Annotated in this window: 19 protein-coding genes; 10 read left to right on the top strand and 9 right to left on the bottom strand. The window is 47.7% G+C overall.

Annotation, left to right across the window (positions count from 1 at the left end):
* Nucleotides 1-86: 86 nt before the first annotated feature.
* Nucleotides 87-1190 (top strand): glutamate 5-kinase, encoded by a 1104-nt coding sequence (gene proB / locus M2387_RS14960; RefSeq protein ID WP_259050458.1) that lies wholly within the window; start codon nucleotides 87-89, stop codon nucleotides 1188-1190.
* 10 nt (nucleotides 1191-1200) lie between these two features.
* Entirely contained in the window at nucleotides 1201-2454 is a 1254-nt protein-coding gene (proA, locus tag M2387_RS14955) for a glutamate-5-semialdehyde dehydrogenase (RefSeq protein WP_259050457.1), read from the top strand.
* A gap of 72 nt (nucleotides 2455-2526) precedes the next feature.
* Here proA and M2387_RS14950 read toward each other — a convergent pair whose 3' ends face one another.
* Nucleotides 2527-3840 carry a CitMHS family transporter gene (locus tag M2387_RS14950; RefSeq protein WP_259050456.1) on the bottom strand — a complete coding sequence of 438 codons (1314 nt, stop codon included), beginning with the start codon at nucleotides 3838-3840 and terminating at the stop codon, nucleotides 2527-2529.
* Between the two features lie 611 nt (nucleotides 3841-4451).
* On the opposite strand from M2387_RS14950, the gene M2387_RS14945 reads away from it, so the two are divergent.
* Nucleotides 4452-8675: a bifunctional nitrate reductase/sulfite reductase flavoprotein subunit alpha gene (locus M2387_RS14945; RefSeq protein WP_259050455.1), complete on the top strand. Its 4224-nt coding sequence runs from the start codon at nucleotides 4452-4454 to the stop codon at nucleotides 8673-8675.
* Nucleotides 8676-8745: 70 nt separating this feature from the next.
* On the opposite strand, the gene M2387_RS14940 is transcribed toward M2387_RS14945, so the two are convergent.
* Nucleotides 8746-9795 carry an NAD(P)-dependent alcohol dehydrogenase gene (locus M2387_RS14940; RefSeq protein WP_259050454.1) on the bottom strand — a complete coding sequence of 350 codons (1050 nt, stop codon included), beginning with the start codon at nucleotides 9793-9795 and terminating at the stop codon, nucleotides 8746-8748.
* Between the two features lie 102 nt (nucleotides 9796-9897).
* On the opposite strand from M2387_RS14940, the gene M2387_RS14935 reads away from it, so the two are divergent.
* Nucleotides 9898-10284, top strand: coding sequence for a winged helix-turn-helix transcriptional regulator (locus M2387_RS14935; protein WP_259050453.1), 387 nt, complete (start codon nucleotides 9898-9900; stop codon nucleotides 10282-10284).
* Between the two features lie 74 nt (nucleotides 10285-10358).
* Here the strand turns inward: M2387_RS14935 and M2387_RS14930 are convergent, their stop codons facing one another.
* Together M2387_RS14930 and M2387_RS14925 are read right to left on the bottom strand one after the other, a co-directional pair.
* Nucleotides 10359-11681, bottom strand: coding sequence for a 6-phospho-alpha-glucosidase (locus M2387_RS14930; protein WP_259050452.1), 1323 nt, complete (start codon nucleotides 11679-11681; stop codon nucleotides 10359-10361).
* Nucleotides 11678-13303 carry an alpha-glucoside-specific PTS transporter subunit IIBC gene (locus M2387_RS14925; protein ID WP_259050451.1) on the bottom strand — a complete coding sequence of 542 codons (1626 nt, stop codon included), beginning with the start codon at nucleotides 13301-13303 and terminating at the stop codon, nucleotides 11678-11680. The genes M2387_RS14930 and M2387_RS14925 overlap by 4 nt, the downstream gene beginning before the upstream one ends.
* Nucleotides 13304-13643: 340 nt before the next feature.
* On the opposite strand from M2387_RS14925, the gene M2387_RS14920 reads away from it, so the two are divergent.
* Nucleotides 13644-14363 carry a GntR family transcriptional regulator gene (locus M2387_RS14920; protein WP_259050450.1) on the top strand — a complete coding sequence of 240 codons (720 nt, stop codon included), beginning with the start codon at nucleotides 13644-13646 and terminating at the stop codon, nucleotides 14361-14363.
* A gap of 129 nt (nucleotides 14364-14492) precedes the next feature.
* Here the strand turns inward: M2387_RS14920 and M2387_RS14915 are convergent, their stop codons facing one another.
* Nucleotides 14493-14702, bottom strand: a complete 210-nt coding sequence (locus M2387_RS14915) for a YdgH/BhsA/McbA-like domain containing protein (protein ID WP_259050449.1) — start codon at nucleotides 14700-14702, stop codon at nucleotides 14493-14495.
* Between the two features lie 209 nt (nucleotides 14703-14911).
* Nucleotides 14912-17662, bottom strand: a complete 2751-nt coding sequence (locus M2387_RS14910) for a LuxR C-terminal-related transcriptional regulator (RefSeq protein WP_259050448.1) — start codon at nucleotides 17660-17662, stop codon at nucleotides 14912-14914.
* A 188-nt stretch (nucleotides 17663-17850) separates the two neighbouring features.
* Here M2387_RS14910 and M2387_RS14905 point away from each other — a divergent pair, with 188 nt between their 5' ends.
* From M2387_RS14905 to M2387_RS14895, 3 genes are all read left to right on the top strand, one after another.
* Entirely contained in the window at nucleotides 17851-18630 is a 780-nt protein-coding gene (locus tag M2387_RS14905; RefSeq protein WP_259050447.1) for an acetoin reductase, read from the top strand.
* A gap of 306 nt (nucleotides 18631-18936) precedes the next feature.
* Entirely contained in the window at nucleotides 18937-20313 is a 1377-nt protein-coding gene (locus tag M2387_RS14900) for a GntP family permease (protein WP_259050446.1), read from the top strand.
* A 198-nt stretch (nucleotides 20314-20511) separates the two neighbouring features.
* Nucleotides 20512-21132, top strand: a complete 621-nt coding sequence (locus M2387_RS14895; RefSeq protein WP_259050445.1) for a GNAT family N-acetyltransferase — start codon at nucleotides 20512-20514, stop codon at nucleotides 21130-21132.
* A gap of 71 nt (nucleotides 21133-21203) precedes the next feature.
* Here M2387_RS14895 and tnaB read toward each other — a convergent pair whose 3' ends face one another.
* The 3 genes from tnaB to tnaC all read right to left on the bottom strand — a co-directional run bounded on the left by tnaB (nucleotide 21204) and on the right by tnaC (nucleotide 24498).
* On the bottom strand, nucleotides 21204-22454 hold the full coding sequence (gene tnaB / locus M2387_RS14890; RefSeq protein WP_259050444.1) for a low affinity tryptophan permease TnaB: 1251 nt from the start codon (nucleotides 22452-22454) through the stop codon (nucleotides 21204-21206).
* A 281-nt stretch (nucleotides 22455-22735) separates the two neighbouring features.
* Nucleotides 22736-24154: a tryptophanase gene (tnaA, locus tag M2387_RS14885; RefSeq protein ID WP_259050443.1), complete on the bottom strand. Its 1419-nt coding sequence runs from the start codon at nucleotides 24152-24154 to the stop codon at nucleotides 22736-22738.
* 266 nt (nucleotides 24155-24420) lie between these two features.
* Nucleotides 24421-24498, bottom strand: coding sequence for a tryptophanase leader peptide (gene tnaC, locus M2387_RS25930; protein WP_367275767.1), 78 nt, complete (start codon nucleotides 24496-24498; stop codon nucleotides 24421-24423).
* Nucleotides 24499-24780: 282 nt separating this feature from the next.
* On the opposite strand from tnaC, the gene M2387_RS14880 reads away from it, so the two are divergent.
* Both M2387_RS14880 and M2387_RS14875 read left to right on the top strand, forming a co-directional pair.
* A complete protein-coding gene (locus M2387_RS14880) occupies nucleotides 24781-25449 on the top strand; it encodes a YaaW family protein (protein WP_259050442.1) in 669 nt (222 codons plus the stop codon).
* The gene (locus M2387_RS14875; RefSeq protein ID WP_259050441.1) at nucleotides 25446-26414 is read left to right on the top strand and encodes a hypothetical protein; all 969 of its coding nucleotides are present in this window, start codon (nucleotides 25446-25448) and stop codon (nucleotides 26412-26414) included. The genes M2387_RS14880 and M2387_RS14875 overlap by 4 nt, the downstream gene beginning before the upstream one ends.
* Nucleotides 26415-26643 lie beyond the last annotated feature (229 nt).

The raw sequence follows: 26643 nt of genomic DNA, 5'->3' as shown, positions 1-26643 counted from the left end.
CTGCACCTGTTGGCAAGCTCTGCCAGTCCTGTTAAAACGTCAGTTAGTTTTTTTAAATTTTCCCATTTTGTTGAGACGGCAAAAAAATGAGTAATAGCCAGACGCTAGTGGTAAAACTGGGCACTAGCGTATTAACCGGTGGCTCGCGCCGCCTGAATCGAGCCCATATTGTTGAATTAGTTCGTCAGTGTGCACAACTGCATGCTGATGGTCACCGCATTGTTATTGTCACCTCCGGAGCGATTGCCGCAGGACGTGAACACCTGAATTACCCGGAACTTCCGGCGACGATTGCATCCAAGCAGCTGCTGGCAGCCGTCGGGCAGAGTCGCCTGATCCAGCTGTGGGAACAGCTGTTTTCGATTTATGGTATTCATGTCGGACAGATGCTCCTCACGCGTGCTGATATGGAAGATCGTGAGCGTTTTCTTAATGCTCAGGACACCCTGCGTGCGCTGCTGAATAACAATATTGTCCCGGTGATTAATGAAAATGACGCGGTTGCCACTGCTGAAATTAAAGTCGGCGACAATGATAACCTGTCTGCTCTGGTCGCGATTCTGGCCGATGCCGACAAACTCCTGTTACTGACTGACCAGCAGGGACTGTATACCGCCGATCCGCGTAACAACCCGCATGCTGAACTGATAACCGATGTACATGTTATTGACGATGCGCTGCGGGCGATTGCGGGCGATAGCGTATCGGGGCTGGGTACCGGCGGAATGGGCACCAAACTCCAGGCGGCAGATGTTGCCTGCCGGGCAGGTATTGATGTCATCATTGCCGCGGGTTCTAAATCTGGTGTAATTAGTGATGTGGCTAAAGGCTATGCGGTTGGGACACGTTTCCATGCCGAAACATCGCCGCTGGAAACACGTAAACGCTGGATCTTCGGCGCGCCCCCGGCTGGGGAAATCACGATTGATGACGGTGCTCTCACGGCACTACTGGAACGTGGCAGTTCATTGCTGCCAAAAGGTATTAAAACGGTCGAAGGTAACTTCTCCAGAGGTGAAGTGATTAGAATTCGTAGCCTGAATGGACGTGATATTGCCCATGGTGTAAGCCGTTATAATAGTGATGCACTGCGGCGTATCGCCGGACACCATTCTCAGAGAATTGGTGCCATTCTTGGCTATGAATACGGTCCGGTTGCTGTTCATCGCGATGACATGATTGTTAAATAAGGAGCAGAACATGCTGGACGAAATGGGCAAAGCGGCTAAAGAGGCCTCCTACCAGTTAGCTTTACTCTCTGCGCGTGAAAAAAACCGCGTACTGGAAAAAATTGCCGAAGCGCTTGAAACTCAGGCGGACGAGATCCTGACTGTGAACCAGCTGGATGTCGATGAAGCCCGCAAAAATGGTTTGAGCGAAGCGTTACTGGATCGTCTACAACTGACACCCGCACGGTTAAAAAATATCGCCGACGATGTTCGCCAGGTCTGTAATCTCGCAGACCCGGTGGGGCAGGTTATCGATGGCGGATTACTGGACAGTGGTTTACGTATCGAACGCCGCCGCGTGCCATTGGGTGTGATTGGGGTAATTTACGAAGCACGCCCTAATGTTACCGTCGATGTTGCTGCCCTGTGCCTGAAAACCGGTAATGCCGCGATTTTGCGTGGAGGTAAAGAGACCTGGCGCACCAATAATGCCACGGTAAAAGTGATTCAGCAGGCTCTGGAAGCTTGTGGTTTACCTAAAGGGGCCGTTCAGGCGATTGAGAATCCTGACCGTCAGCTGGTTACTGAGATGCTGCGTATGGATCGCTACATCGACATGCTTATTCCCCGCGGTGGTGCCGGCCTGCATAAGCTGTGTCGCGAACAATCGACGATCCCGGTTATCACCGGTGGGATCGGTGTCTGCCATATTCTGGTCGATGATACTGCTGAATTTGAACCTGCGCTGAATATCATTGTTAATGCGAAAACCCAGCGCCCAAGTACCTGTAATACCGTAGAAACCTTGCTGGTACATGAAGCGATTGCTGACAGCTTCCTGCCGGTACTGAGCCAGCGTATGGCTGACAGCGGCGTCACCCTGCATGCGGATGAAAAATCACTGCCTGCGCTGCAAAGTGGTCCTGCAGCGGTAGAAGCGGTGAAAGATGCTGACTACCGCGATGAGTGGTTATCTCTGCACCTGAATGTGAAAATTGTCGCCGGTCTGGATGAGGCTATCGGCCATATTCGCGAATACGGTACCCAGCATTCTGACGCGATTCTGACGCGCACACTGAGCAATGCTAACCGCTTTATTAACGAAGTGGACTCCTCGGCGGTCTATGTTAATGCTTCCACGCGCTTTACCGATGGCGCACAGTTTGGTCTCGGTGCGGAAGTGGCGGTGAGTACCCAGAAGCTACATGCCCGCGGCCCAATGGGTCTGGAAGCACTGACCACCTACAAGTGGATTGGCTTCGGGGATGATACTATCCGCGAGTAATATTTATCTTGCGACTGTCTTAACGATTAACGGCGCCCATTTGGACGCCGTTAATCGTTTTAAGTGGCGCGATTAAAATAATCCTAGTCCGTAACCGACACCGAGAGTGATAAAGCTAAACAGCCAAATCCATAAAAAGGAGTAGCGTATATGGCGTCCCATATCGACGCCAGCAAGACCGACTGCAAGCCAGACAGCAGGAGAAAACGGGCTAACAAAAGTTCCCGCATTATTGCCAATTGCCATCGCATAAACTACATCCTGAGCAGATATCCCGACGCTTGCCGCAACATTCTGAACAATCGGCAAAAGGGCAAAATAATAAGCATCAGTACTGGTGAAAATATCCAGCGGTACTCCTGATATACCAATGGCGATATGGAAGTAATGCACCATGCTGGCAGGGATAAGTATTAATAAATCACGAGCTATTGATTCCAGCATTCCTCCTTTCCCTAGTACACCGAGAAAGACTCCGGCGGAAAGAATAATCGCCGCCATGGTTAATGCTTGCGGGGCATGATGACTGATAGTACTGACTTGATCTTTTACTTTCGGGAAGTTAATGATAAGCGCTGCTGACAGTGCCAGCATAAAAACATAGGGTGCAGAAAGTAGTCCAAAGGCCAGGCTGATAACGACAGCCAGTACCAGTGAAATATTAATCAGAAATTTTTGTGGTTTCTCCGAGCCGGTATCCTCATCGACTTCGTCAAATGGCTTGAGTAGAGAATCCTGCTCGAAGGGGGTTGTTCCTTTTAATGAGGCCCGGGAAATACGTCTTGTTTCACGCCAGCCAAACAGGCCTGCCACCAGTATTGATGCCATAACACCTATTATTTGTACCGGGATCAGTGGCTGCCATAAAGCTGTCGCTGGGATCCCGGTGACCGCAGAGGCACGCCCGAGAGGCCCTCCCCAGGGCACCATATTCATGACTCCCATACTGGTACACATAATCAAAAGCATCAAATAAGGGCTCATATTCAGCCTGCGGTAAAGCGGCAGGAAGGCCGGAATAATAATTAAAAAGGTGGCTGCACCGGAGCCATCGAGATGTACTGCCGCGGCGACCAGAGCCGTCACCATAGCGACAATAATCACGTTTCCACGGGTAATGCCAATCATCAGACGAATAAAAGGGTTAAAAATATGCAGATCTTTCATCAGACTAAAAAATAAAATACCGAACATAAACATGGCGGCAACGTTTCCCACTTTCTGAAATCCATAGTCAACAAAACCGGAGATCTCAGAAATTGAGTAACCTGCTAATAATGCACCAAAAAGTGGTGTGACAGACATGGCAATAATGGGGCTGGTTTTTCCCGTCATTAACAGGGTGACAATAGTTATAATAATGAGAAGGCCAATAATTGTTAGCATCAAATAGTCCTTTTTATAAATCATCCCGATGATATCAGGCTAAATGTATATCAATGACTTTCTGTTATGCTGAGGAAATAGAGTTAAATGTGATGTGAGTGACTAATGAATTCACTATTTGCGATCGCTGATCAAATTGGAGTGAAATTTAAATGCTTATATTTTATTTAACTATGTTAATTAACGTTTATATATAAAATGTGGCTTTTTATTATTACGCTGGTGCGCTACAGGTATTGCAGAGCAGGATATCTGTTTTAAAGCTCATTAATATTGTTATTGCTGTTAATTGCACTAAACCTGAACAGATATTCATTCTGTTGCCACGTCCTGGTGCAATCTTTCTAGGCTATCTGAGAAATAGCCTTATTATATCTACATATATCACTGGCATGGTTTTTGCTTAATTACCCTCATGTTCCTGATAAAGACCTTAATCATTCCTAACGGCGGGCGTGAGATGGGTTGGACAATGGCGTCTGCACTTCTTTGTATCGATTAATTTCACGATACAGGGAGGTACGGGCGTTTTTTTTTATCATTTAGTCGGACAGAACAGGCCATCAAAGTATTTCTATCCGGTAAATGGCAGTGATTAAGGAGAAACTGGGATGAATATTATACCGACAATTTCGGTGAAAACCGTTTGTCCCTACTGTGGGGTAGGTTGTGGTATGACTCTGGGGGTTCAAGGGGAAAAAGTCATCAAGGTGTCAGGCGATAAGACGCATCCTACTAACTTTGGCCGACTCTGTACCAAGGGTTCCACCAGTGCCCAGGCTCTCCGGGATTCTGGCCGTATGGAATCAGCCTTCTTGAGAAATGACAGGCAAAAGGATCCTGGCCAGACATCAATGGATATTGCCATTACGCAGACAGCGCAGCGGTTAAGAGAAATACTCGACAGGGAAGGACCTGATGCCATAGCTCTGTATGTCTCCGGGCAAATGTCGCTGGAAGCACAATACCTGGCTAACAAACTCTGCAAAGGCTATATCGGAACCAATCAGATCGAGTCTAATTCCCGACTCTGTATGGCGAGTGCCGGTAGCGGCTACAAATTGTCCTTGGGATCGGATGGCCCGCCAGGCTCATACGAGGACTTTGATTTGGCCGAGGTATTTTTTGTCATTGGCGCCAATATGGCAGATTGTCATCCGATTCTTTTTCTCAGAATGATGGACAGGGTTAAGGCTGGCGCAAAACTCATTGTGGTCGATCCGAGGCGGAATACCACGGCTGATAAGTCTCATCTCTTTATGCAGATAAAACCAGGAACAGATCTGGCCTTGCTCAACGGGCTGTTATATCTGCTGCATACCGACGGTCATACTGACCCAGAATTTATCGCGGAGTACACCGAAGGATGGGAAGCCATGCCGGATTTTTTGGCTGACTACACCCCGGATAAAGTCAGTACCATTACCGGAATACCCGAAGAGGATATTCGTCTGGCAGCTCAGATGATAGGAGAGTCTGGTGCCTGGATGAGTTGCTGGACAATGGGGCTCAACCAAAGCACCCATGGCACCTGGAACACCAATGCCATCTGTAACCTTCACCTGGCAACCGGCGCTATCTGTAAGCCTGGAAGCGGGCCGTTCTCACTGACGGGCCAGCCGAATGCGATGGGTGGGCGGGAGATGGGTTATATGGGACCGGGATTGCCCGGGCAGCGTACCGTACTGGTCGAGGAGGAACGAGATTTCGTTGAGGATGTCTGGGGGATCCCGCGCGGAACGCTGCACACGCGTCTGGTGGGGGGAACGGTTGCCATGTTTGAACGTATGATGGCGGGCGATATCAAGGCTTGCTGGGTCGTTTGCACCAATCCTGTGGCGTCAGTTCCCAACCGTAAGAATGTCATTGCAGGGCTAAAAAAAGCTGAGCTCGTTATCACTCAGGATGCTTTTCTCGACACCGAAACAAACCGTTACGCTGATATTTTATTACCGGCAGCACTCTGGGCCGAGGCCGAAGGTGTGATGATCAATTCGGAACGTAACCTCACACTGATGCAGAAAGCTATCGATCCTCCCGGTCAGGCGCTACCCGACTGGCTGATTATCGCTCGTATTGCCTGCGAAATGGGATTTGCTGACGCCTTCAGTTATGCGAGTGCCGAAGAGATATTTGAGGAAATAAAACAGTTCTGGAATCCCAAGACCGGGTATGACATTCGTGGCGCAAGTTACAGCCGTCTGCGTGAGAACCCTTTACAGTGGCCCAGCCCGCCGGGTGATGAGGAAAATCGCCACCCTATTCGTTATCTCAATGAGGGTATTAGCCAGAAACTCAGGGTCAGAGATGATGGCAGCGCGCAAACAATAACCTTTGCCACCACGAGTGGCAAAGGCGTATTCCTTCCTCGTCCCCACGGCAATCCCGCTGAGATGCCCGATGCGGAGTTCCCCTTTGTACTGAACACAGGTCGCCTTCAGCATCAATGGCACACCATGACCAAAACCGGCAAGATCCCAGCATTAGTGAAACTCAATTCCGGGCCTTTTATTGAAATTCATCCGGAAGATGCGGCTGCACTGGGAGTCAAAAATAAACAGCGTATTGAGATCCGCTCCCGTCGGGGCCGCGCAATATTACCTGCTGTAGTGACCGAGCGTGTCCGCGCGGGTAACTGCTTTGCGCCATTCCACTGGAATGATCTCTTTGGTGAGGATCTTGCTATCAATGCTGTTACCAGTGATGCCATCGATCCTCTATCACAGCAACCTGAATTCAAGTATAGCGCTGTGGCGCTTTTCCCACTTGAATCTGAATCAGCCCCCATTTTTGATACAGAAGCCTCTCACCCTGAAGGCGGATCCACGTCATTGGATACGGTTGCGGTGAGTGAAGGTACTGATCCTGCAAGCATATATTCAAGGGAACACCATATGATGCAAATCAATACGCTGGGCCGACTACTTAATATTGATACGAAGCCTGTTCCAGACTTCGATCCTCATGAACAGCTGTATCTTCAGGGGTTCTTGACCGGTTTGCACAGTAGTGAGCAAGAACAAAACAGGGGAGCAGTACCTGCATTGCCTGTGACAGCGCCCCTTGCTCCTGACAAACGGGTATTTATTGATGGTATCCTGGCCGGGTTATTCTCCCGAGCCGGGCTTCCTGGAGAGGTAACCCATTACCCGGCACTGACAGCAGAGGGGGCATCATCTTCTCTTTTACCAGAGTCTAATCAGGCTGTTATCACGGTATTATGGGCTTCTCAGACAGGTAATGTTGAAGCCTATGCCAGCGAGTGTGTCACTCAGCTTGAAAGTGATGGCTGGGAGGTGAACGTGCAAAGTATGGATAATTGCAGACCGGAAGAACTGCCTCCTCATTCTCCTCTTTTACTGTTAACCAGTACTTTTGGCGACGGCGATCCCCCTGATAACGGGCTATCGTTCTGGCAGACTCTTACATCAGATACTGCAAACAGCCTGAATGCCAATCCGTTCTCGGTGCTCGCTTTTGGTGATTCAAGCTATGACCAGTTCTGTGGTTTTGGTCGTAAACTGGATGCCAGAATGGAAGCATTAGGCGCACCACGGCTGGTCCCGCGCGTTGATTGTGAGCCTGAATACCATCGACATGCATCAGATTGGATGGCGAGCGTCCGGCAAGCGCTAAAATCTTTTTCCAGGCCCGATCAGGTTGCCGATAGCCTTGTGGCGGCAGTTAACACTGATATTAAACAGACAGGCCCATTGCCCTACAGCAAGCAGAACCCCCTGCGCGCCCGTCTGCTACAGAACCGGGAGCTTAATACTGCGGGTGCGAGTAAAGAAACTCGCCAGCTCGTCTTTGATCTCAAAGGGTCCGGGCTGAGCTATGAGGCGGGGGATGCCCTGGGGGTATGGCCGACGAATTGCTCTACGCTGGTGGGGGATATGCTAACCGCGTTAAATATTCCCGCTGCGGCGAGCGTTACGGTGAAAGATCTCGACGATATGTCAGTGACGGACGCGATGTTGCACCACCATGAAATTACCCGAATTACGCCTGAAGTACTGGGGTTTATTCAGGAACATTCGGGAAGTCAGGAACTGGCCGGGTTGCTGAAACCTGAACATGCGGCAGAACTTAAACAATGGTTGTGGGGAAAACAAATACGCGATCTGCTGGAAGAATTTCCGATCCGCGTTAGTGCCCAGCAATGGATAGCGGCACTCCGGCGATTACAGCCCAGACTGTATTCTATCTCTTCGAGTCCCAGGGTTCAGACCGATGAAGTGCATTTGACAGTATCAACCGTCCGTTACGAGCACAAAGGCAGACCTCGCGGAGGGGTTTGTTCAACGTTTCTCGCGGACAGATCTGAGAGCGTCGATATTCCTATTTTTGTTCAGAAGTCAGCCTATTTTCGTCCTCCGTCAGGCAAAGATGTTCCAATGATAATGGTGGGGCCGGGGACTGGCGTCGCGCCATTTCGAGGATTTCTGCACGAGCGTCGTGCGCGAGGAGATACTGGTCGAAACTGGCTATTCTTTGGCGAACAGCATGCTGAAACAGATTTTTATTACCGCGACGAGTTGCTGGCGATGCATCAGGACGGTTTCCTGAGCCAGCTCAGTCTGGCCTTTTCCCGGGATCAGGAGAAAAAAATCTATGTTCAGGATCGTATGCGTGAACAGGGAGCCCAGCTCTGGTCATGGTTACAGGATGGTGCACATTTTTATGTCTGCGGGGATGCCACGCGTATGGCCAAAGATGTAGATACCGTACTGAGAGCCGTAATACAGGAGCATGGCGGCCTGAGTGCCGATGCGGCAAGTGATTATGTCGTGCAGATGTCAAAGGACAAACGCTATGTGCGTGATGTCTATTAACGCAGGATAACGCTCTTCCTGCAACTGGCTGGTTAAAAGCTAATGTGTCCGCTTGCGGACACATTGCAAACTATAGGGCCGTCGCCGCGATATCTATCACAAAGCGATATTTAACCTCGCCCTGTAGCATTCGGCTGAATGCCAGTTCTATCTCTTCGCCAGGGATAATCTCTATGTCGGCCGTGATATTGTGCTGCCCGCAGAAATCGAGCATTTCCTGGGTCTCTGCAATGCTGCCGATAGATGTGCCGCTAATACTAAGGCGACGAAAAACTAATGGGGTTACATCAGGTGACGGGTGCGGGCTATCAGGAATACCAACCAGTACCAGCCTGCCATTGGTCTTTAAGGTCGCCAGATAGGCATCAAGGGGATGCGGCGCGGCAACACAATCAAGGATGATATCAAGCGTTGCGGCACACTCAGCCATTGCGCCCCCATCCCTGGATATCACCACGTGACGGGCTCCGAGACGGCGGGCGTCTTCAACCTTTCCCTGAGAGGTGGTAAATAAGGTCACTTCGGCGCCCATTGCGCTGGCCAGTTTGATGGCCATATGACCCAGACCACCCAGCCCGACAACCCCCACTTTATCACCGGGTTTTACCTCAAAGTAGCGCAGGGGAGACCAGACCGTGACGCCAGCACATAGCAGGGGGGCAACACCTGCGGGGTCAAGATTATCGGGTACACTGACGACAAAATTCTGATCGACAATGATATTTTTTGCATAACCGCCGCGAGTAAAATCACCGGTATAGCGGTCTTTGCCGTTATAAGTCGGGGTAAATCCAGCCTCACAGTATTGCTCTTCATGCTGCCGGCAAAAGGTACAATGCCCGCAGGAATCCACCATCACGCCAACGCCGACCAGTTGTCCCACAGCAAAAGCCGTTACGGATTTTCCGCGCTGAGCAACCCGCCCGACTATTTCATGGCCCGGCACCAGCGGGTAGTGACTGACGCCCCACTCGTTACGTGCCATATGAAGATCTGAATGGCAGACACCGCAGTAGAGGATATCAATCAATACATCATTATCCTGGACTTCACGCAGGGTTATCTCCCCGACTTTAAGAGGCTGTTCGGCACTTAAGGCCATTAGTCCGCGAATATTCATTTTTGTCTCCGGTCAGGCTGTAAAGAGTGGTCCAATATAGACAAGTGGTTTCTTTATTGGTAGTAGTTACCATTTGGTTACCACCATGAAGGAAAAACAAAAATGCCGGTTATTGTCGATGGAAAACTCTATTTTTACTCAGATTCTCCCCCGCGCAGATTGATGGATCTTTTTTCCGGAAAATGGTCATCAATGGTGCTTCATGCCCTGTGGCACTGGCCCAATCACCGTTGCCGGACTTCAGAGCTGCAGCGCAGCCTGCAGGGCATCTCGAAAAAAATGCTGTTTCAGACCTTGCGTGAACTGGAAATGCGCGGGCTGATTATCCGCCATGTTTATCCCGTGGTTCCGCCGAAGGTGGAATATGAACTGACCGAGTTAGGTCGCACTTTTGCGCAACCTATTGAGCAGCTATATCAGTGGGGACTGGAAAACCAGGCGGCGCTGGATGAAATGGAAAAACACTATCAAGATACGAAGGATAAATAAGCCTGAGCCAGGCTGTGAACCTCAGATGTTTACCGGGTAAACGACCGGCACAAGAGATGTGCCGGTCAGCAAGGTTAGACAAGTTCTGGCCAGTAGTCTTTGTTGGCGGCGATCAGGTCATCAAGAATCGCTTTCGCGACGGAGGCACTCGGCACGGTTTTTGACAGAGTGATTGCCTGCCAGAGTTTGTGATAAGAGCCATGCTCCCAGGCATCAACCACCAGTTTTTCTACCGCCACCTGCTGGCCCATCATCCCTTTCTGGAAGTGAGGAATATCACCCACGGTCAGCGGCTCAGGTCCGTTATGACCGACTAAACAGGGGATCTCGACCATCGCATCGCTGTCGAAGTTATGAATTGCGCCATTGTTTGGCACAATCAATAACATGCGTTCCTGGGTATTAAAGGCAATCGCTGCCGCCAGATCGACGATATAGGAGGCATGTTCATCAATTTCCAGATCGCCAGCTGATGATTTCCCTGCCTCGATAATCGCCCGGCAGGCGCTAAAGACATTTTTCTCACGGTGATCCATCACCTCATTCGCACGTGTGCGCTCAGGATTGGAATGCTCCACGACGTAGTCAGGGAACAGGTAATATTTAAGGTAGGTATTAGGCATGGTCTCTGGATCCAGAGCCTGAACATCTTTTGCCTTAGCGAAAGTATCGTTCCAGCTTGCTTCAGTATGCGGGTCGTTAGACGGGGGTACATAGCCGTGTTTTGCTACATATTCGCGCAGTTTTGGCATCAGATCGTTACCCTGTAAGTCCTCAATAGAGGTCCACCAGCCGAAGTGATTCAGGCCATAGTAACGCACTCGCATTTGTTTGCGATCCTTCAGGCCGACTATCTGCGCCATACGTCCTTCAATGCCAATAGGCATATCACAGATATTAAGAATTTTAGCTTCTGGACGCAGCCTGCGGGTTGCTTCCGCGACAATTGCCGCCGGGTTAGAGTAATTCAGCATCCAGGCATTCGGTGAGTATTTTTGCATATAATCAACCAGTTCCAATACACCGCCGATCGAGCGCATTCCGTAAGCAATCCCGCCAGGACCACAGGTTTCCTGACCAACAACGCCATGATGTAGTGGGATTTTTTCATCTTTTTCACGCATCGGATATTTACCTACCCGAATGTGCGCCATCACAAAGTCAACATCGCTAAAAGCCGCTTTTGGGTCGGTGGTGTAGCTGAATTCAATCTCCGGAGCCTGCTCCTGAAGAATAACCTTGCAAGCCTCGGCAATAACTTCCTGACGGGCACCATCGTTATCGTAGAATTTCAGTGCCCGTAGCGGGAAACGATCCTGATTTTGCAGTAGCATCAGAACTATGCCTGGAGTAAATGTACTGCCGCCACCGGCGATAACTACTGAGAATTTTTTCATGATACTGCCTCCGTCATATTGGATTTATCGGTCTGAATAGAATCACTGATTAAAGTTTCTAGCTGATCGCGAACCTGAGGAACATGCAGGCCAACGATGACCTGAATACCGTTGCCCCGACGCACCACTCCGTGCGCCCCCAGCGCTTTAAAAGCATCGTCACTTTGGGTCTGTGCCATATCGACCAAGGCAATGCGTAGTCGGGTGGCACAGTTATTAATACTCTCGATATTGCTGGCACCGCCCAGCGCCTGCAGGATAGCGGCAGCCTGGCTTAACTTAGGTTCTGTCGCAGCACCTGGGTTACTGGTTTGCCCGCGGGCAGCCTGGTAATCGGCTTTGCTATAGAGCTTGATCTCACTCTCTTCACGACCCGGGGTTTTCAGTTTTAGCCAGAGGATAAGGGCACGGAAGACTACGAAATAGAGGACGGTAAAACAGAGTCCTACGCCTATCTGAATAAACATCATCGCTGAGTGATTGTGAAACATCGGGATCCAGTTTTGCGGCAGGAACTGATCTATCAGACCACCGCCAAAATTACCGACTACACCAAAGACATACATCACTGTTGCCATGGTCGCCGCCAGAATGGCATGTACCGCAAATAGCAGTGGAGAAATGAACAGGAAGGTAAACTCAAGAGGTTCAGTTATCCCAACCAGCACGGCGGTGAGTGCGGCAGGGATCAATAACCCGGCTACTTTTACCCGGTTTTCATGTGCCGCGGTGTAGTAGATGGCCAGCGCAATACCGATTGACCCAAAAATCTTCGAGTTACCGTGCAGAGCAAACCCGCCTTCCGGGAACAAGTTTTTTAATGACTCGGTGCTGTTGCTGAACTCTTGTAAATGCTGTGCCCAATACACCTGAATACCGCCTTCCACCACTGCAGGGCCGTAGATAAATGGTCCGTAGACGAAATGGTGCAGGCCCGTCGGGATCAGAATACGTTCAAGGAAGGTATAGACCCAGACACCTAAGGCACCAGCCGAGCGTAAAAATCCTTGTAGCGACTCAATACCCATCTGAACTTTGGGCCAGCCAAGCAGGGTCAACCAGGCACAAGGGATCATGACCAGGAAAGCGATGATGACGACAAAGGATGAACCCTGGAAAATACCCAAAAAAGTCGGTAACGGCTTATCGAAGTAGCGGTTATGTAGCGCAGTCACTAATCCGGCAATCACTATCGCGCCGATAATGCTGGTATCGAGAGTTTTAATCCCGGCAATCATCGCCAGACCGCTACCTGAGGTCGGTTCAGCGGAGAAATCGACGCCGAAGTAATCTCCCCAGGTCATACCCATTGCATTGATGAAATAGTTCCACGTCAGGAAACTCACCAGTACCGCTAAGCAGGCACGGCCCTGAGCATGTTTGGCCAGGCCAATCGGCAGACCCGCAGCGAAAATGAGTGGCATATTACGGAAAACCGTCCAGCCACCTTCTTCGATGATATGAACTATCTGAGCAAACAAACTATTAGGGTCAGTGAGTGCTTCACCGACGAACATTGGATTGCGTAACATTATGGCGATACCCACCACGATCCCAGCAAAAGGAAACAGCAATACTGGGGTAAACATGGCGCCACCAAAGCGTTGTATTTGACTGAGCATTTTAAATCCTCATTTAACAACTTGTAGGATAAGTGACCTTATTGATACCCGGCTCATTTCCCATATTTTGGTGAATGATTGAGGGTAAATATTTGTGCTGGTCGGATATGAGGATAATTAGGTTCAGGCTCAGCATGATGTATATCTGCTGTAATTCGTGACCTAATTCATGGTTTTAATTTTGCTATTGTTGTCTAATTTAAAATATAAAGTTAGACATGATGAATTAGGCTGAAAAATTCAGGAAAAATAATTTTTCATATCCAGATGTAATTAAATGATATTTATTTAATTAAATTGGAATAGTACAACCTGTAGTTTAGATAACAGAGGTCTATCAGTGATCTATAAATCTATCGCCGACAAATTGCGTTTACGCCTGAATTCCTCCAATTTCGATATTGGCAGTCCACTTCCTGGTGAGAAAAAGCTAGCCGAAGAGTTCGGCGTTGCGCGCATGACCATCCGTAAAGCGATTGATCTGCTGGTGGGCTGGGGGCTCGTTGTTCGTCGTCAGGGGGCCGGGACTTATGTCGCGCGTAAAGATATTCATCATGAAACCAGCAATCTGGTGGGGCTTGCCGAAGTGCTTGGCCGGCAGGGTATTAAGGTGACGAGTGAGGTGCTAATTTTCGAAGTGCAGCCGGCAGCGCCATCAATAGCCAGCCAATTGCGTATAGAAATAGACGAGCGGATCTATTTTTCACGGCGGGTTCGTTATGCGGATGATAAACCCCTGATGCTTGAAGATAGTTATATGCCACTGAAGTTGTTTCGTAATCTTTCGCTCGCGCATTTGGAAGGGTCGAAGTTTGATTATATTGAGAAAGAGTGCGGTATAACTATCAGCGGTAACCGCGAAATGTTGACCCCGGTACTGGCTGATAAACAACTCGCTCAGGCGATGAATATACCGGAGCAAATGCCTCTGCTGCGTATCACCTCGCTTTCCTATAACGATAATGGTGATTATCTTAACTACTCCGTTATGTATCGCAATACTTGCGAATACCAGGTGGACTACCATCTTCGGCGTAGTGTGGTTCCGTCTATGAGATAAAATGCGTCCCTGACAAAAGCTGCTAAACAAAAAAAACCTCCTGAGAGGTTTTTTTTGTTTAGCAGCGGGTTGTCGAAATATGACCGCCATTTCTGACGGTCTTTCCGGCAGCTCCTTCTGCGACCATTCTTATTTGTCCAGGTTCGCTGTCATGTGTACCCGGTCACCGACTCGGGCGCTGGTAATGGTGTAATGAGAACCTTGCTGCTCTGCCATCGCAGAGATTTTAGCTTCTGCGGCGTCCAGTGTGGATGCGGTGGCGCTGATGCTTTGTGCGAAAGCACCGAAAGACATTATAGAAAGAGCAGTAACTGCAACTAAAGTTTTGATTGATTTCATGGTCGTATTCCTTATGCTTCATTATTCATTAAGTGGCGCTACTGGCCTGATGTGATAAATGATAGGCAATGTGAGCATTGATTGAAATCAGAAGTATTTGCTTTTGTTGTTCAAAATAATTGATATAAATGGAGGTGTTTTTCAGATGAATCAATTTCGGCCATCTGAAAAACACATCTGGCTGTATTTTCACGTTAGCTCTTATATTTTTAACTTAGCAAATGCCATTTTCGGGCCTGATTAACCGCCTGAGTTCGGTTACTTGCCTCTAATTTTTCATATAAATGTTTCAGATGCCACTTAACGGTTTCCGCTGAAATTCCCATTGTGCGGGCGATAGTCTTATTAGGGTAGCCTTCGGCTATTAGCTGTAATATCTGCTGTTCTCGTTCGGTTAGTTTTAAGTACGAAGCAGGCGTATCAACTTTTTCAAAGCCTGTTTTTGTGACCCTGAGAATCGACCAAAGAGGGTCGATAACATGGCTGAATTCATTATCGCTATCCTGTTGCTTGCGTAAATAATTTATGACCAGAAGGAGTTCAGCATCGGCATCCATCAGGCTGCGTAGCAAGTTTTGCGATAATATTTGTTGTAGTGCGGGCTTACAGACGTTGATTGCCCGGTCAGTTTCGCCCATTCGCCAGAGCGCGGTTGTCAGTAATAGTCGGGAATGAAGAGCGGATAACCATTCACCACAAAGCTCTTGTTCGGTCATCAGGGCGGAAAGATATTCTACTGCTGCCCGTGGCTGGTTGTTTGCCAGCAATAAGCGACTACGACTTAAATCATGATACCAGACCATCCGCCTGTTTTTCGTGGAGTTGTATTGTCGGGTGAGCTCTTGTAATGGATTCAGTAACTGATGAGCTTTAGCAATATTGCCCGACTGAAGAGATAACCTGACACGTTCTGCGAGCAGGGGGGCCAGAGCACCTGACCATTCTCGCTGGGTAGCCAGCTGTTCGGCATGGTCTAACCATGATTCTGCCTCTGATATCTGCCCCTTCAGTACAGCCTGTCTTGCAAGCGAAATATAACAGTCGCTCAGCCCTTCAGCAGGCGCGAAATTATCGATCATTTGCAGGCGGGATCTGAGCAGTTCATCGATTTTTTCTGTTTTTCCTTGCTCCCAGGCGATGGCGGCGAGCAGCGGCGCGAGCGTGGCACCACTACTGGTATTCGCGCCAGGGCAGGGTTCCGCATCCTCTAATGCCTGACTAGCCAGTTGCTGTGCTCGCTGTAAATCAGCCTGGCGAAAATGGCCTTGAGCCACCACAAAGGTACGATAAACCTTTACAAAGAGATTGCGATTATCTTCCCGGTTGCCCACTATTCGTCGCTGAACATCCAGAGCTTGCTGTGGGCGCAATGCGGCCAGATGACAGTAACTGAGAATGTTACACACCAGTCCGTCGACCCAAATATCTCCACAGGGGATCTCTTGTAACAAGGGTTCAACTATCTCAATACTGCCCGGGATATTACCGGCAAAGGCTTCGCAAATCCCCCGAACTACACGTAATTTAACGTGGGTGCTGTGTTGCAGATATTCTCTGCTATCTGTCAGTTTGTTTTCTATGGCGTCCAGTAATTGTCGGGCCTGATTAAAGTGAAAACGGTGAGCCAGCGCCCAGGCAAGATTAAGTTGTAATTCAACCCGCGAGCTATCTAAATGAGCCGGAAGGGAGTGCATCCAGCGCACCATAGTTTCGATATCTCCCTCTTCGGCGAGTGACTGAGCGCTGGCTTCTGCATGAAGCGGTGCTGCCTGCCCCGAGGCCAGCCCGTGACGTATTGCCTCAGCCCATTGTTGTTGAGCCGCAAACCAGTGGCCTGCCCGTTCATGTAACTGATGAATGATATCGGGAGCGCTCTGCTGTAAACGACGAATTAAGGCATCGCGCATTAATGGCTGATAACGAAACCAAGTGCGGTTCTCATCCAGAGCTGAAAGAAACAAATTATTCTGCTCTATCCAGGCGAGCATTTCTGCGCCGTTATTTTTTCCGGTCACCGCGTTACAGAGTGTTGGATGCAGGCGGGTGAGTATTGAAGTCTGCATCAGGAAAACGTGAACATCTGCCGGGAGAGGCGAAAAAACAATTTCTTCAAGATAGCGCGTCAGGATGCGTGAACCGCTGTTGATATTCCGGACAAGCCTGCCAGTACCAGAATGCGGGTATAACGGTAACGTCGCTATTTTCATTCCGGCTATCCAGCCTTCTGTGGCTGTCAGTACCTGCTGAATATCCCATTTATGGAGTGGCGTGGAGAGAGCAGAAGAAAAATAGTGGGTTGCTTCATCAGCGGTGAAACGAAGCTCATTGTCATCAATCTCTATCAGTTGCTCTGCTATCTGTAAGCGGCCCAGCCCTATTGGCGGCCGGTAACGGGAGCTAATCAGCAAATGCAAACAGCCGGGAGCATGGTTGAGAAGATAGTCCACACCCTGATGAATATCTGGATGGTGAATATTCTGGTAGTCATCGAGTATCAGATACAGCGGGTGAGGGCAGTGATGTAATTGATTAATCAGTTTAGTCAGAAATAATAAAAAATCGCCAGGATGTTCTTCTTCCTGAATATCATCAAAAATGCTACTTAAGCCCTGATATAACGGGCGTAATGCGGTCAGCAGATAGCGAGAAAATCGCTGCGGAGTATTGTCACTGCTCTCAAGGCTGAGCCAGGCAATAGCATGATTTTGCCGCTGACATTCATGGTACCACTGAGTTAATAACGTCGTTTTTCCCGAGCCTGCGGCAGCACAGATAAGCGTCAGGGCGGTTGTTTCAGCAGGAGCCAGTCTTTTCAGGAGTCGTTCACGTGACAGCCCTATTTCCGGTGGACGTGGCGGCGTAAATTTAGTCAATAATAACGGGTATTTCTGCTCATCCTGCAAAGGCGCGCTTTTTATTAGCGTTACTGGCGCCGTCTTTGTCGTGGGCAAAAACGCCATATTGCTACTCCTTAGGTTGATGCCACTGAACAACCCCAAATAAATAAAGTTGTGACCTGTATCACCCTGATTTGCTATGGCTAAACAGTATACCCCCCATCAGGGGGGTAGGCTACGCCGGGCGGCATTTATACAGTAGGGCCGGTGTTAAGACCCAATATTTAATAAAAATAAGGTGGATACAGTTTATGGCTATCGAAAATAAAGTGGCTTTAGTAACGGGGGCGGGACAGGGAATTGGTCGCGGTATCGCATTACGCCTGGCTAAAGATGGTGCTTCTCTGATGCTGGTGGATTTGAATCCCGAAGCGCTGGAATCGGTAGCGAAAGAGGTCAGAGCCCTGGGACGTCAGGCTGCAACATTTGTCGCCAATATTGCCGATCGCGCACAGGTTTATGAAGCTATCGATCAGGCTGAAAAACAGTTGGGTGGTTTTGATATTATTGTCAATAATGCCGGTATTGCCCAGGTTCAAGCCCTGGCGGATGTGACGCCTGAAGAAGTGGACCGCATTATGCGGATTAACGTACAGGGTACGCTGTGGGGGATTCAGGCAGCAGCGAAAAAATTTATCGACAGAGGCCATAAGGGCAAAATTATTAATGCCTGTTCTATTGCCGGGCACGATGGCTTTGCTCTGCTGGGTATCTACTCTGCAACGAAATTCGCGGTTCGCGCTCTGACTCAGTCTGCGGCAAAAGAGTATGCCAGTCGTGGCATTACGGTAAATGCTTACTGCCCGGGGATCGTCGGTACAGGGATGTGGACTGAGATAGACCAGCGTTTCTCAGAAATTACCGGTGCGCCAATCGGTGAAACCTATAAGAAGTTCGTTGAAGGTATCGCGCTGGGTCGTCCGGAGACGCCTGAAGATGTTGCCAGCCTGGTTTCTTACCTTGCAGGCCCTGACTCAGATTATGTTACCGGCCAGTCTATTCTGATTGATGGCGGTCTGGTTTACCGTTAATCGTCTGACACTCAAGCCGCCTGTTTTAATCAGGTGGCTTATTTCCCCCTCCTCTGTAGTCATCTCGCAGGCCATTCTTTTTGACGCCCTGACACTCTGTCTGTTTGTCACTGACTCGAATTTGATCACGCCATCTGCTGTAGAAATTATTTCAATAGTTTGAACTTCGTCCCAAATCGTTAGCATTTATTCTACCGTTTGTTTACTTTTACTTGGTTGTTACCGGTATCATAAACGCAGCTATCAGAAAGGCTGAATGACGTCAGTTGACATCATCAGCTGACATCAGGCCGCAAAGGAAAATTTATGACCGAAATAATCACACCCCATGGAGTAGGCACCCTTCTGGGGATTGCCGTGTGCTCTGTACTACTCCTGCTCGTACTTATCATGCGTTTTCGTGTGCATGCTTTCCTTGCGTTAACGCTGGTTAGTGTCCTGGTTGCACTGGTGACCGGCGTACCATTCGATAAAATTGTCCCGACGCTTTTGAGTGGTTTTGGTGGTACCCTGGCGGGGGTGGCGCTGTTAGTGGGACTGGGGGCAATAATTGGTCGTCTGCTGGAAATTTCTGGTGGTGCTAAAGTTCTTGCTGATACGCTGATTAGCACTTTTGGTGCTAATCGAGCACCCTTCGCACTCGGTATTGCCTCACTGTTATTTGGTTTTCCAATCTTTTTTGATGCGGGTCTGGTGGTTATGCTACCGATCATTTTTAGTGTTGCTAAGCAGTTTGGCGGCTCAACGTTAACCTACGCTTTTCCAGCCGCAGGTGCATTTGCGGTAATGCATGCCCTGTTACCTCCGCATCCGGGTCCGGTTGCAGCGAGTGAACTGCTGGGTGCAAATATTGGGTTACTGGTGCTGGTCGGTCTGGTTATTGCGATTCCAACCTGGTACTTAGGTGCCTATCTGTTCGGCCTTTACGCCGGTAAAAAATTCCATATTCCACTGCCATCGACATTCCTCGGCAATGTTGAGGTGGATGAGAATAATAAGCCACCGTCATTCCGTATGGTGATGACTATCCTGCTGATGCCACTGGTACTGATTTTCCTTGATACCGGCCTGAATACCGCCAGGGTCATGGGATTAGTTTCAGCTGATAATACGCTGGTAAACTTCCTCAGAATGATTGGTAAAACGCCAATTGCACTATTGATAACCGTATTCTTCTGTCTGATAGTATTTAGCGGCAAACACAGCCGTAAGCACCTGGAAACAGTCTGTGACGGCGCGCTCGGGCCTATCTGCGGCATCATCCTGGTAACGGGTGCGGGTGGTATGTTTGGTGGTGTACTACGCGCCAGCGGTATCGGCGATGCGCTGGCGGGAGTCTTGTCTGATACAGGCATGCCGGTCATTGTCGCAGCCTTTGTTATTTCGACCGCCCTGCGTGTCGCTCAAGGGTCTGCAACAGTTGCTTTGACGACTACCGCAGCATTGGTCGCTCCAATGGTTGAAGCAACGACCGGGCTGAGTCAATTAGACCTGTGCTTTATTGTTATTTCCATTGCTGGCGGTGCAACCGTCTTGTCCCACGTGAATGACTCCGGTTTCTGGCTGGTTGGCCGCTTCCTGGAAATGGATGAGAAAACCACCTTAAAAACCTGGACCGTAATGGAAACGCTGATAGGCACTATTGCCTTCCTGCTGGCATGTGCGGGTAGCATGATTTTCTAATCACGATTTCTTCAGCGTTATAGAACTCACCCCATCGTAACGGATGGGGTTTTTTATGGGTAAAAAAGCAAGTATTTATCGGTGTCATTAGATTTTCATATCATAAAAAATTCTTTATTTTCAGTTAAATAAGTTTCTAGTATGTTACTACTCCTGCATTCTATACTTTAGAAAACAATCATAAGAAGGCGATAAAATATGCGTGAGCGGCAGGATGTTCTACCTCTCGGTTATTCTGACCTTGCCCCCGGCATGATAGCGACGGTGGTCACTAATCTTGAAATGCTTGAAAGACCCTCAACCGGACTGATTTCATTGCCGGATGGCATTACCCTGGAAGCTTTAGTCCCTCTGACTCCAGCATCTTTTCGGGACTTATATCGTAAGGTGGGTACCGAGTGGTTATGGTCCTCACGGATCCTGATGCCTGACGATGAGCTCGCAGCTATCCTCAACAATGAGAACGTTGATATCTATGTCGTTCGTCATGGAGCTGAGGATATAGGCTTGCTGGAACTCGACTTTAGCGTGGTTGATGAGTGCGAGCTGGGATATTTTGGACTGGTGGGCAACCTGACAGGTAAAGGGCTGGGCAGGGCGCTGATGTCCCATGCCTCCGAGCTTGCATGGTCAAGACCAATTAAGCGTTTTTGGGTTCATACTTGTACTTTTGACAGCCCTGGCGCCCTGCGTTTTTATATCCGTTCAGGGTTCGTTCCCTATTCTTACCAGGTCGAAGTACAAAGAGATCCTCGTTTACTCGGCATTTTGTCGATGGATGTGGCCTCTCATGTCCCGGTTATCGTTCCTGTTGAATAACAGGTGCCTTAGTCACTTATCACGAGGTTAAACAACCGCTTTAACCTCGTGATGAAGCTTATGACCGTTGCTTAGCCAAATCGTGGCAGAATGCTCAGCATGCTACCGAACCAGCAAACAATAACCAGAATACCAAAGGCTATCACCAATCCTGGAATGACTCGACCTCCCCATACGGTAAAGATTTGATTCGGGAAGCGTTGTCTTGATTTCAAGGCAAGGATCGCTGGCACAATAACGGCCCAGATAGTGGCGCAGAGTCCGGCACCGCCGATGGCATAGATAAAGCCATTCGGGAATAACAGATAGAGTAGTGCAGGGGGAATAAAAGTTAACAGAATAGTTTTAAAGCGACCTGAGTTTGAATTGTCTATTTTAAACAAGTCCGCCAGGTAATCGAACAGTCCCAGGGTCACACCAAAGAAGGAGCTGGCTACGGCTAAGTTCGAGAATAATAACAGGAAGAATTCCATCACTCCGCTGGTATTGGTACCGAGGAAGGATTTCACTAATGAATCGACGTTACCGCCAGAAGCGATGATCTCTTTAAAGCTCTCGCGCGGAATATTGCCCATGGTGCAATATAACCAGAACAGATAAATCCCCAGGGCGAGCAAGGAACCAAAAACAATACTCTTGATCAGTTTTTCTTTTCGTTTGCCATAACAAATGATCAGACTAGGAATATTGCCATGAAAACCAAAAGAAGCAAGACAAACGGGAACAGCCATAAATATATAAGGGAAATAGACGCTTTCCCCGCTATCAACGGCACCGATATCTCTCAGGACAGAATAGTCGACCTTGAAGAAGAATGAACCAAATACCACAACAAAGGCGATGATTTTTAAGCCAAGGAAAAACGAAGTAATTCTACTGGCAGCTAATGAACTCACCCATAATACTGCAGCAACAAAAATGGCTGTACTGATACCCACAATCCGCGGATTCACGTGACTGCCAAAATTCATTGCTATCGTTTCACTGATGATAGCACCGTTCGCTGATATATAAGCATAGGTTAATATATAGAGTACAAAAGCAACGGTAATACCACTAAAAACATTCCATTTATTACCGATTAAATCTTTGGTGATGGTATTGAAACTGGAACCGACAGGATAGTTTAAATTAGCTTCTAATAATAATAGCCCGGAGTGTAACATTGAAAACCAGGCGATAATTAAAATAAATGCGCCCCAGAAAAACCACGCCCCAGCGAGGTCAACGGGTAATGCAAACATTCCTCCTCCAATTACGGTTCCGGCAATAACCATTATGCCCCAAATGGAGGAGTGTTTGGCATTTGTATTTTCTTCCATCGCACTTCCTTACAGATCAATAAAGAGAGGTTATATCTGTATATTTCAAATTATTCATATTCTTCATGTTCTGGCTACTGTACATCACCCGAATCATTCAGAATATAGCTACCGTATTTAAGCTACTCAGTAAATGACAGAGTTAATATTTATTAAATTGACTGAGTGCAATGTCAGCAAGTTATTTGAATTATTATAGATATATATTTTTATGATGAACTATCAAAAATTGAAATAAAAACATTAACGGCCATGGTAAACATGGCCGTTAATTATGTCGATTATTCGACTTCTTTTAGTTTTGCAGTAAAGTGACGCAGTACTTTAGGCTCATAGGTGAACGTCAGCCCTTTAATATTTTTGGCATTTTCTTTCACTTTCTCAAATGCCTCAATAATAAAGTCCATATGCGTTTGGGTGTAGGTTGCACGAGGAATGGTTAAGCGCAGTAATTCCGCCGGGCAAGGTAACTGCTCGCCGGTTTTAGGATCACGGCCTAACAGGAATGAACCGATTTCTACGGCTCTGATACCAGCAACCTTATAGAGTTCGCAGGCCAGCGCCTGGGCCGGGAACTGATCGGAAGGGATATGTGGAAGCAATCTGCCTGCATCAACAAATGCTGCGTGGCCACCTGCTTGCTGGCAATAGATACCGATAGCTTCGAGTCCATCCACCAGATACTGCACTTGGGTAATACGGTAGGCCAGCCAGTCCTGGCCCATTGCATCATAAAGGCCGACTGCCAGACGTTCCATGGCACCACCTTCTAAGCCACCATAGGTTGGAAAGCCCTCCTGGAGCACGCAAAGGGTACGACATTCGGTGTAAACATCAAAGAAGCTGTCATTTTTAATACATAACAGTCCGCCCATTTGTACCATGGCATCTTTTTTTGCTGACATGGCTAACATATCAGCATATTTGTAGGTTTCACGGGTGATTTCTTCAATGCTCCAGTCTTTATATTCTGCTTCTCTCTGCTGAATAAAATAGGCATTTTCAGCAAAGCGAGCGGAGTCCATTACTACTGGAATGTCATATTTCCGAGCGATTTCATAGGCTGCTTTTAAATTTCCCAGGGCAACAGGTTGTCCACCGGCTGAGTTACAGGTAATAGTTGCGACGATATAAGGTATATGTGCTGCACCAACATCCAGAATTACTCTTTCTAACTCTTCAAGGTTAAAGTTACCTTTAAAGTCATTACGCACTGAAGTATCGAAAGCTTCTTTGGTATAAACGTTGCGAACAGTACAGCCATTGATTTGGCTATGACCCTGAGTGGTATCAAAGAAATAGTTGGATAATACAACCATTTTCTTACGGTCGAGGCCTTTTTCTTGCTCACGTTTTTTAATCAGTACCGGAATATAAATTTGTTCAGCGCCACGACCCTGGTGGGTTGGAATAGTATATTGATAATCAAAAATATCTTTAACCGCATTTGCTAAAGCATAATAGCTACGGCTACCGCTGTAGGCTTCATCTCCACGGAACATGGCCGCTTGCATATTTTGTGTAATAGCACCAGTACCACTGTCGGTTAATAAATCAATAAACACATCTTCGCTATCCAGTAAGAATGGGTTCATACCTGATTTAATAATCGCTTCTTCGCGATGTTCTTTAGTTGTACGTTTTACTGGTTCAATAACACGGATGCGGAATGGTTCAGGTAAGTGTTTAAAGTTATTCATGATACAGCCCTTAATATTTTAATTGAGTCATAGCAATGCCGTTACCGATATTGATATGTCATCGATAGAGTTAATTAATATAAATACTCGCATCATTATTAAGGTTTTCGTGACATAACTGTAACAATAAAGTCTTTGTGTAAATAAAATGCACAAAGAATCTAGCTATAGTAGTTTCGCAGAAACAAAAATAATTTATGATGCATGAGACAAAACAGATTTGTATAAACCTGTTCTGGAGTATAGAGATGAACTAACAGGGGCTATTAAGGGATGTGATTGACAATGCGGTTGTCAATATTAAACCATTTTGAGATATAAGATGTCTGACAGCAAAGGAACATTTTATATAGTCTCCCATTAAAGATGACGCTACATTATTAGAATTAAGAAAATTGTCTATGGAGAATGGCAACAATTGTGATTCGGTTCACGGTAGAATGATTTCATATGCATCAATTGTATCAATTAATAGACATATCGGCATTTCTGACAGGTAGGGTACCTTCGTTTGAGCACTCTGTGGACAGCGCCAGAAAGCACTTACATGGTTAAAATGCCTGCTACAAAGAGGTACACTTACTGACATCTATCGGCATCAACTTTCTGGAAAATGTTAACTCACAATGAAAAATATCGATTTTGCCCGTGATGATGGAGATCTCTATCCACTATTGCAGCAGGCGACAGATGAAGAGAAAGCATTTCTGGCTGAGATTATTTCGGGTAAATACTCCTCTGGTATTACCAAAGATGAGCGTTGCCCGTTAAAGCTGACGATGGAACTCCAGAGTATGGGGGGTGACACGGTTATGAATCTGTTCCGCAGACGTGGCGTGCATTATCGACAAGTTGTTGCGGATGTGGCCAGTAAAGTGTCCATTGAAAACGATAGCCGCGATGATTTGATGAAGACAGAAGAGAAGATTGCCGAAAAGGTGATAACAGATTACAAAAATAAACTGTCTGATAGCGAACGGGCCGAGTTTGAACAAATCTTACGTGACAATCTTGCCGATCAGAAACGCCGTATGGGGCTGAAGCATGCAGCGGCCCGTGGCGTTGGCGGAGTGACACCCGCTTTACTGGCGGTGGGGGGCTTTATCCTCCAGCGAGGCGCGATAGCCGCTATTCCTGTGGCTGGTCAGTTTTTAGGTATTTTAACCGGGGTGATAGGCATTATCTTTGCTTTTACTGGCACAGCCTATAGTGTCACCGTTCCGGCAGTATTAGTGATTGGCAGTATTCGGGCCAGACTGGCTGCAGAACAGTTTGCTGCTGAGGTGGATCTATGAATATTTCTGCATTACTGGAACGTGCATTACCTCTTTCACCAGAAATTCTGGAAGGAATTGCAACGGGAACGCTACAGATTTTTGGCGGCACAATTCGTGATGCTGGCGGACGTATTGTGAAACATCTGGTGTTTCCAGGTGAGGGGGATGTTGGGGTATCTGAGATGTTAAAGCAGGAGTTAAATCGTACCTTAACTCAGGCACAAACTGAAGTGGTCAGTCAGCTAACTCAGCAGACATCGTTACTCTCGGCGGTCAATATCCTTTCTGCGCGCAAAAGTACTGAAGTTCTGAGCCAGCAGCTGGAGGAGTTGGGCAGTAAAATAGACGGGCTTGATCAAAAAGCGACCTTACTTTTAGAAGCGGCCAGATTCAGCCACTTGATTAAGTTCAGTGAGATAAAAAGTCAGGCGCTTGCTGCCATTGAAGAAGCTATCTACGCTAATCAAAAACAGGACGACCCGCGCTTTATTCGCTTGCATATCGTGCCTTTACGTCGTGCTTTTAGCGATCTGGAAATGTTACTGACTAGCTTGCTTACCGACCTGACAAATAAGCAATTGATTGAAAATATACACTTCACCATGCTGATAGCCGAGCTGAAAAATAAAGCGGCGTTTATCCTCGGGCAGACGCATATTCATCTGGCAGAGGATGATATTGCCGGGGGGTATTTTGCACGTAATACGGCGTCAAACGAACTGCTGCGCCAACGGCTTAGCGCATTAAAAACGACCGGAGCATTCAGCCCGCATATTCTGACGCGTGAGTCGCTGGAAGTCCTTAAATCAGATATCGACAACTTTAAACAGCTCGAATCTCAGTCTCTGTTACTGACCAGTCAGAATCAGCTGGCATTGACATTCAAAGTGCCGAATAGCAGTTTGCTGAATAATCCGTTTTCACAGATTCAGATGCTTGATCCGGTACTGGAGTCTGATGACAGGTTTATTTCCTCTGACTGATGCTTGATAACGGCCTGTGGCTATTTTAATAAAATGATAATAAACAACTTTATAAAAGAAACTGTGTTTCATTAAAAAAATAACGTTGTTTTGTTATCAATATTTAAGTTTCAAATCAATGGCTGTAATCTCAGTTATGTGATGCATATCTCTAAACTGGTTTGCTGGTGTTGTATTTTTTGAACTCACTACAAGATCTCCCACAATCCTTGTGCTACCTCACACTTTT

Origin of the sequence: Klebsiella sp. BIGb0407, assembly GCF_024807845.1 — a bacterium.
Taxonomy (GTDB): Bacteria; Pseudomonadota; Gammaproteobacteria; order Enterobacterales; family Enterobacteriaceae; genus JGM124.
The sequence above is the reverse complement of the archived record's forward strand: the minus strand, read 5'-3'. Positions and strand labels throughout refer to the sequence as shown.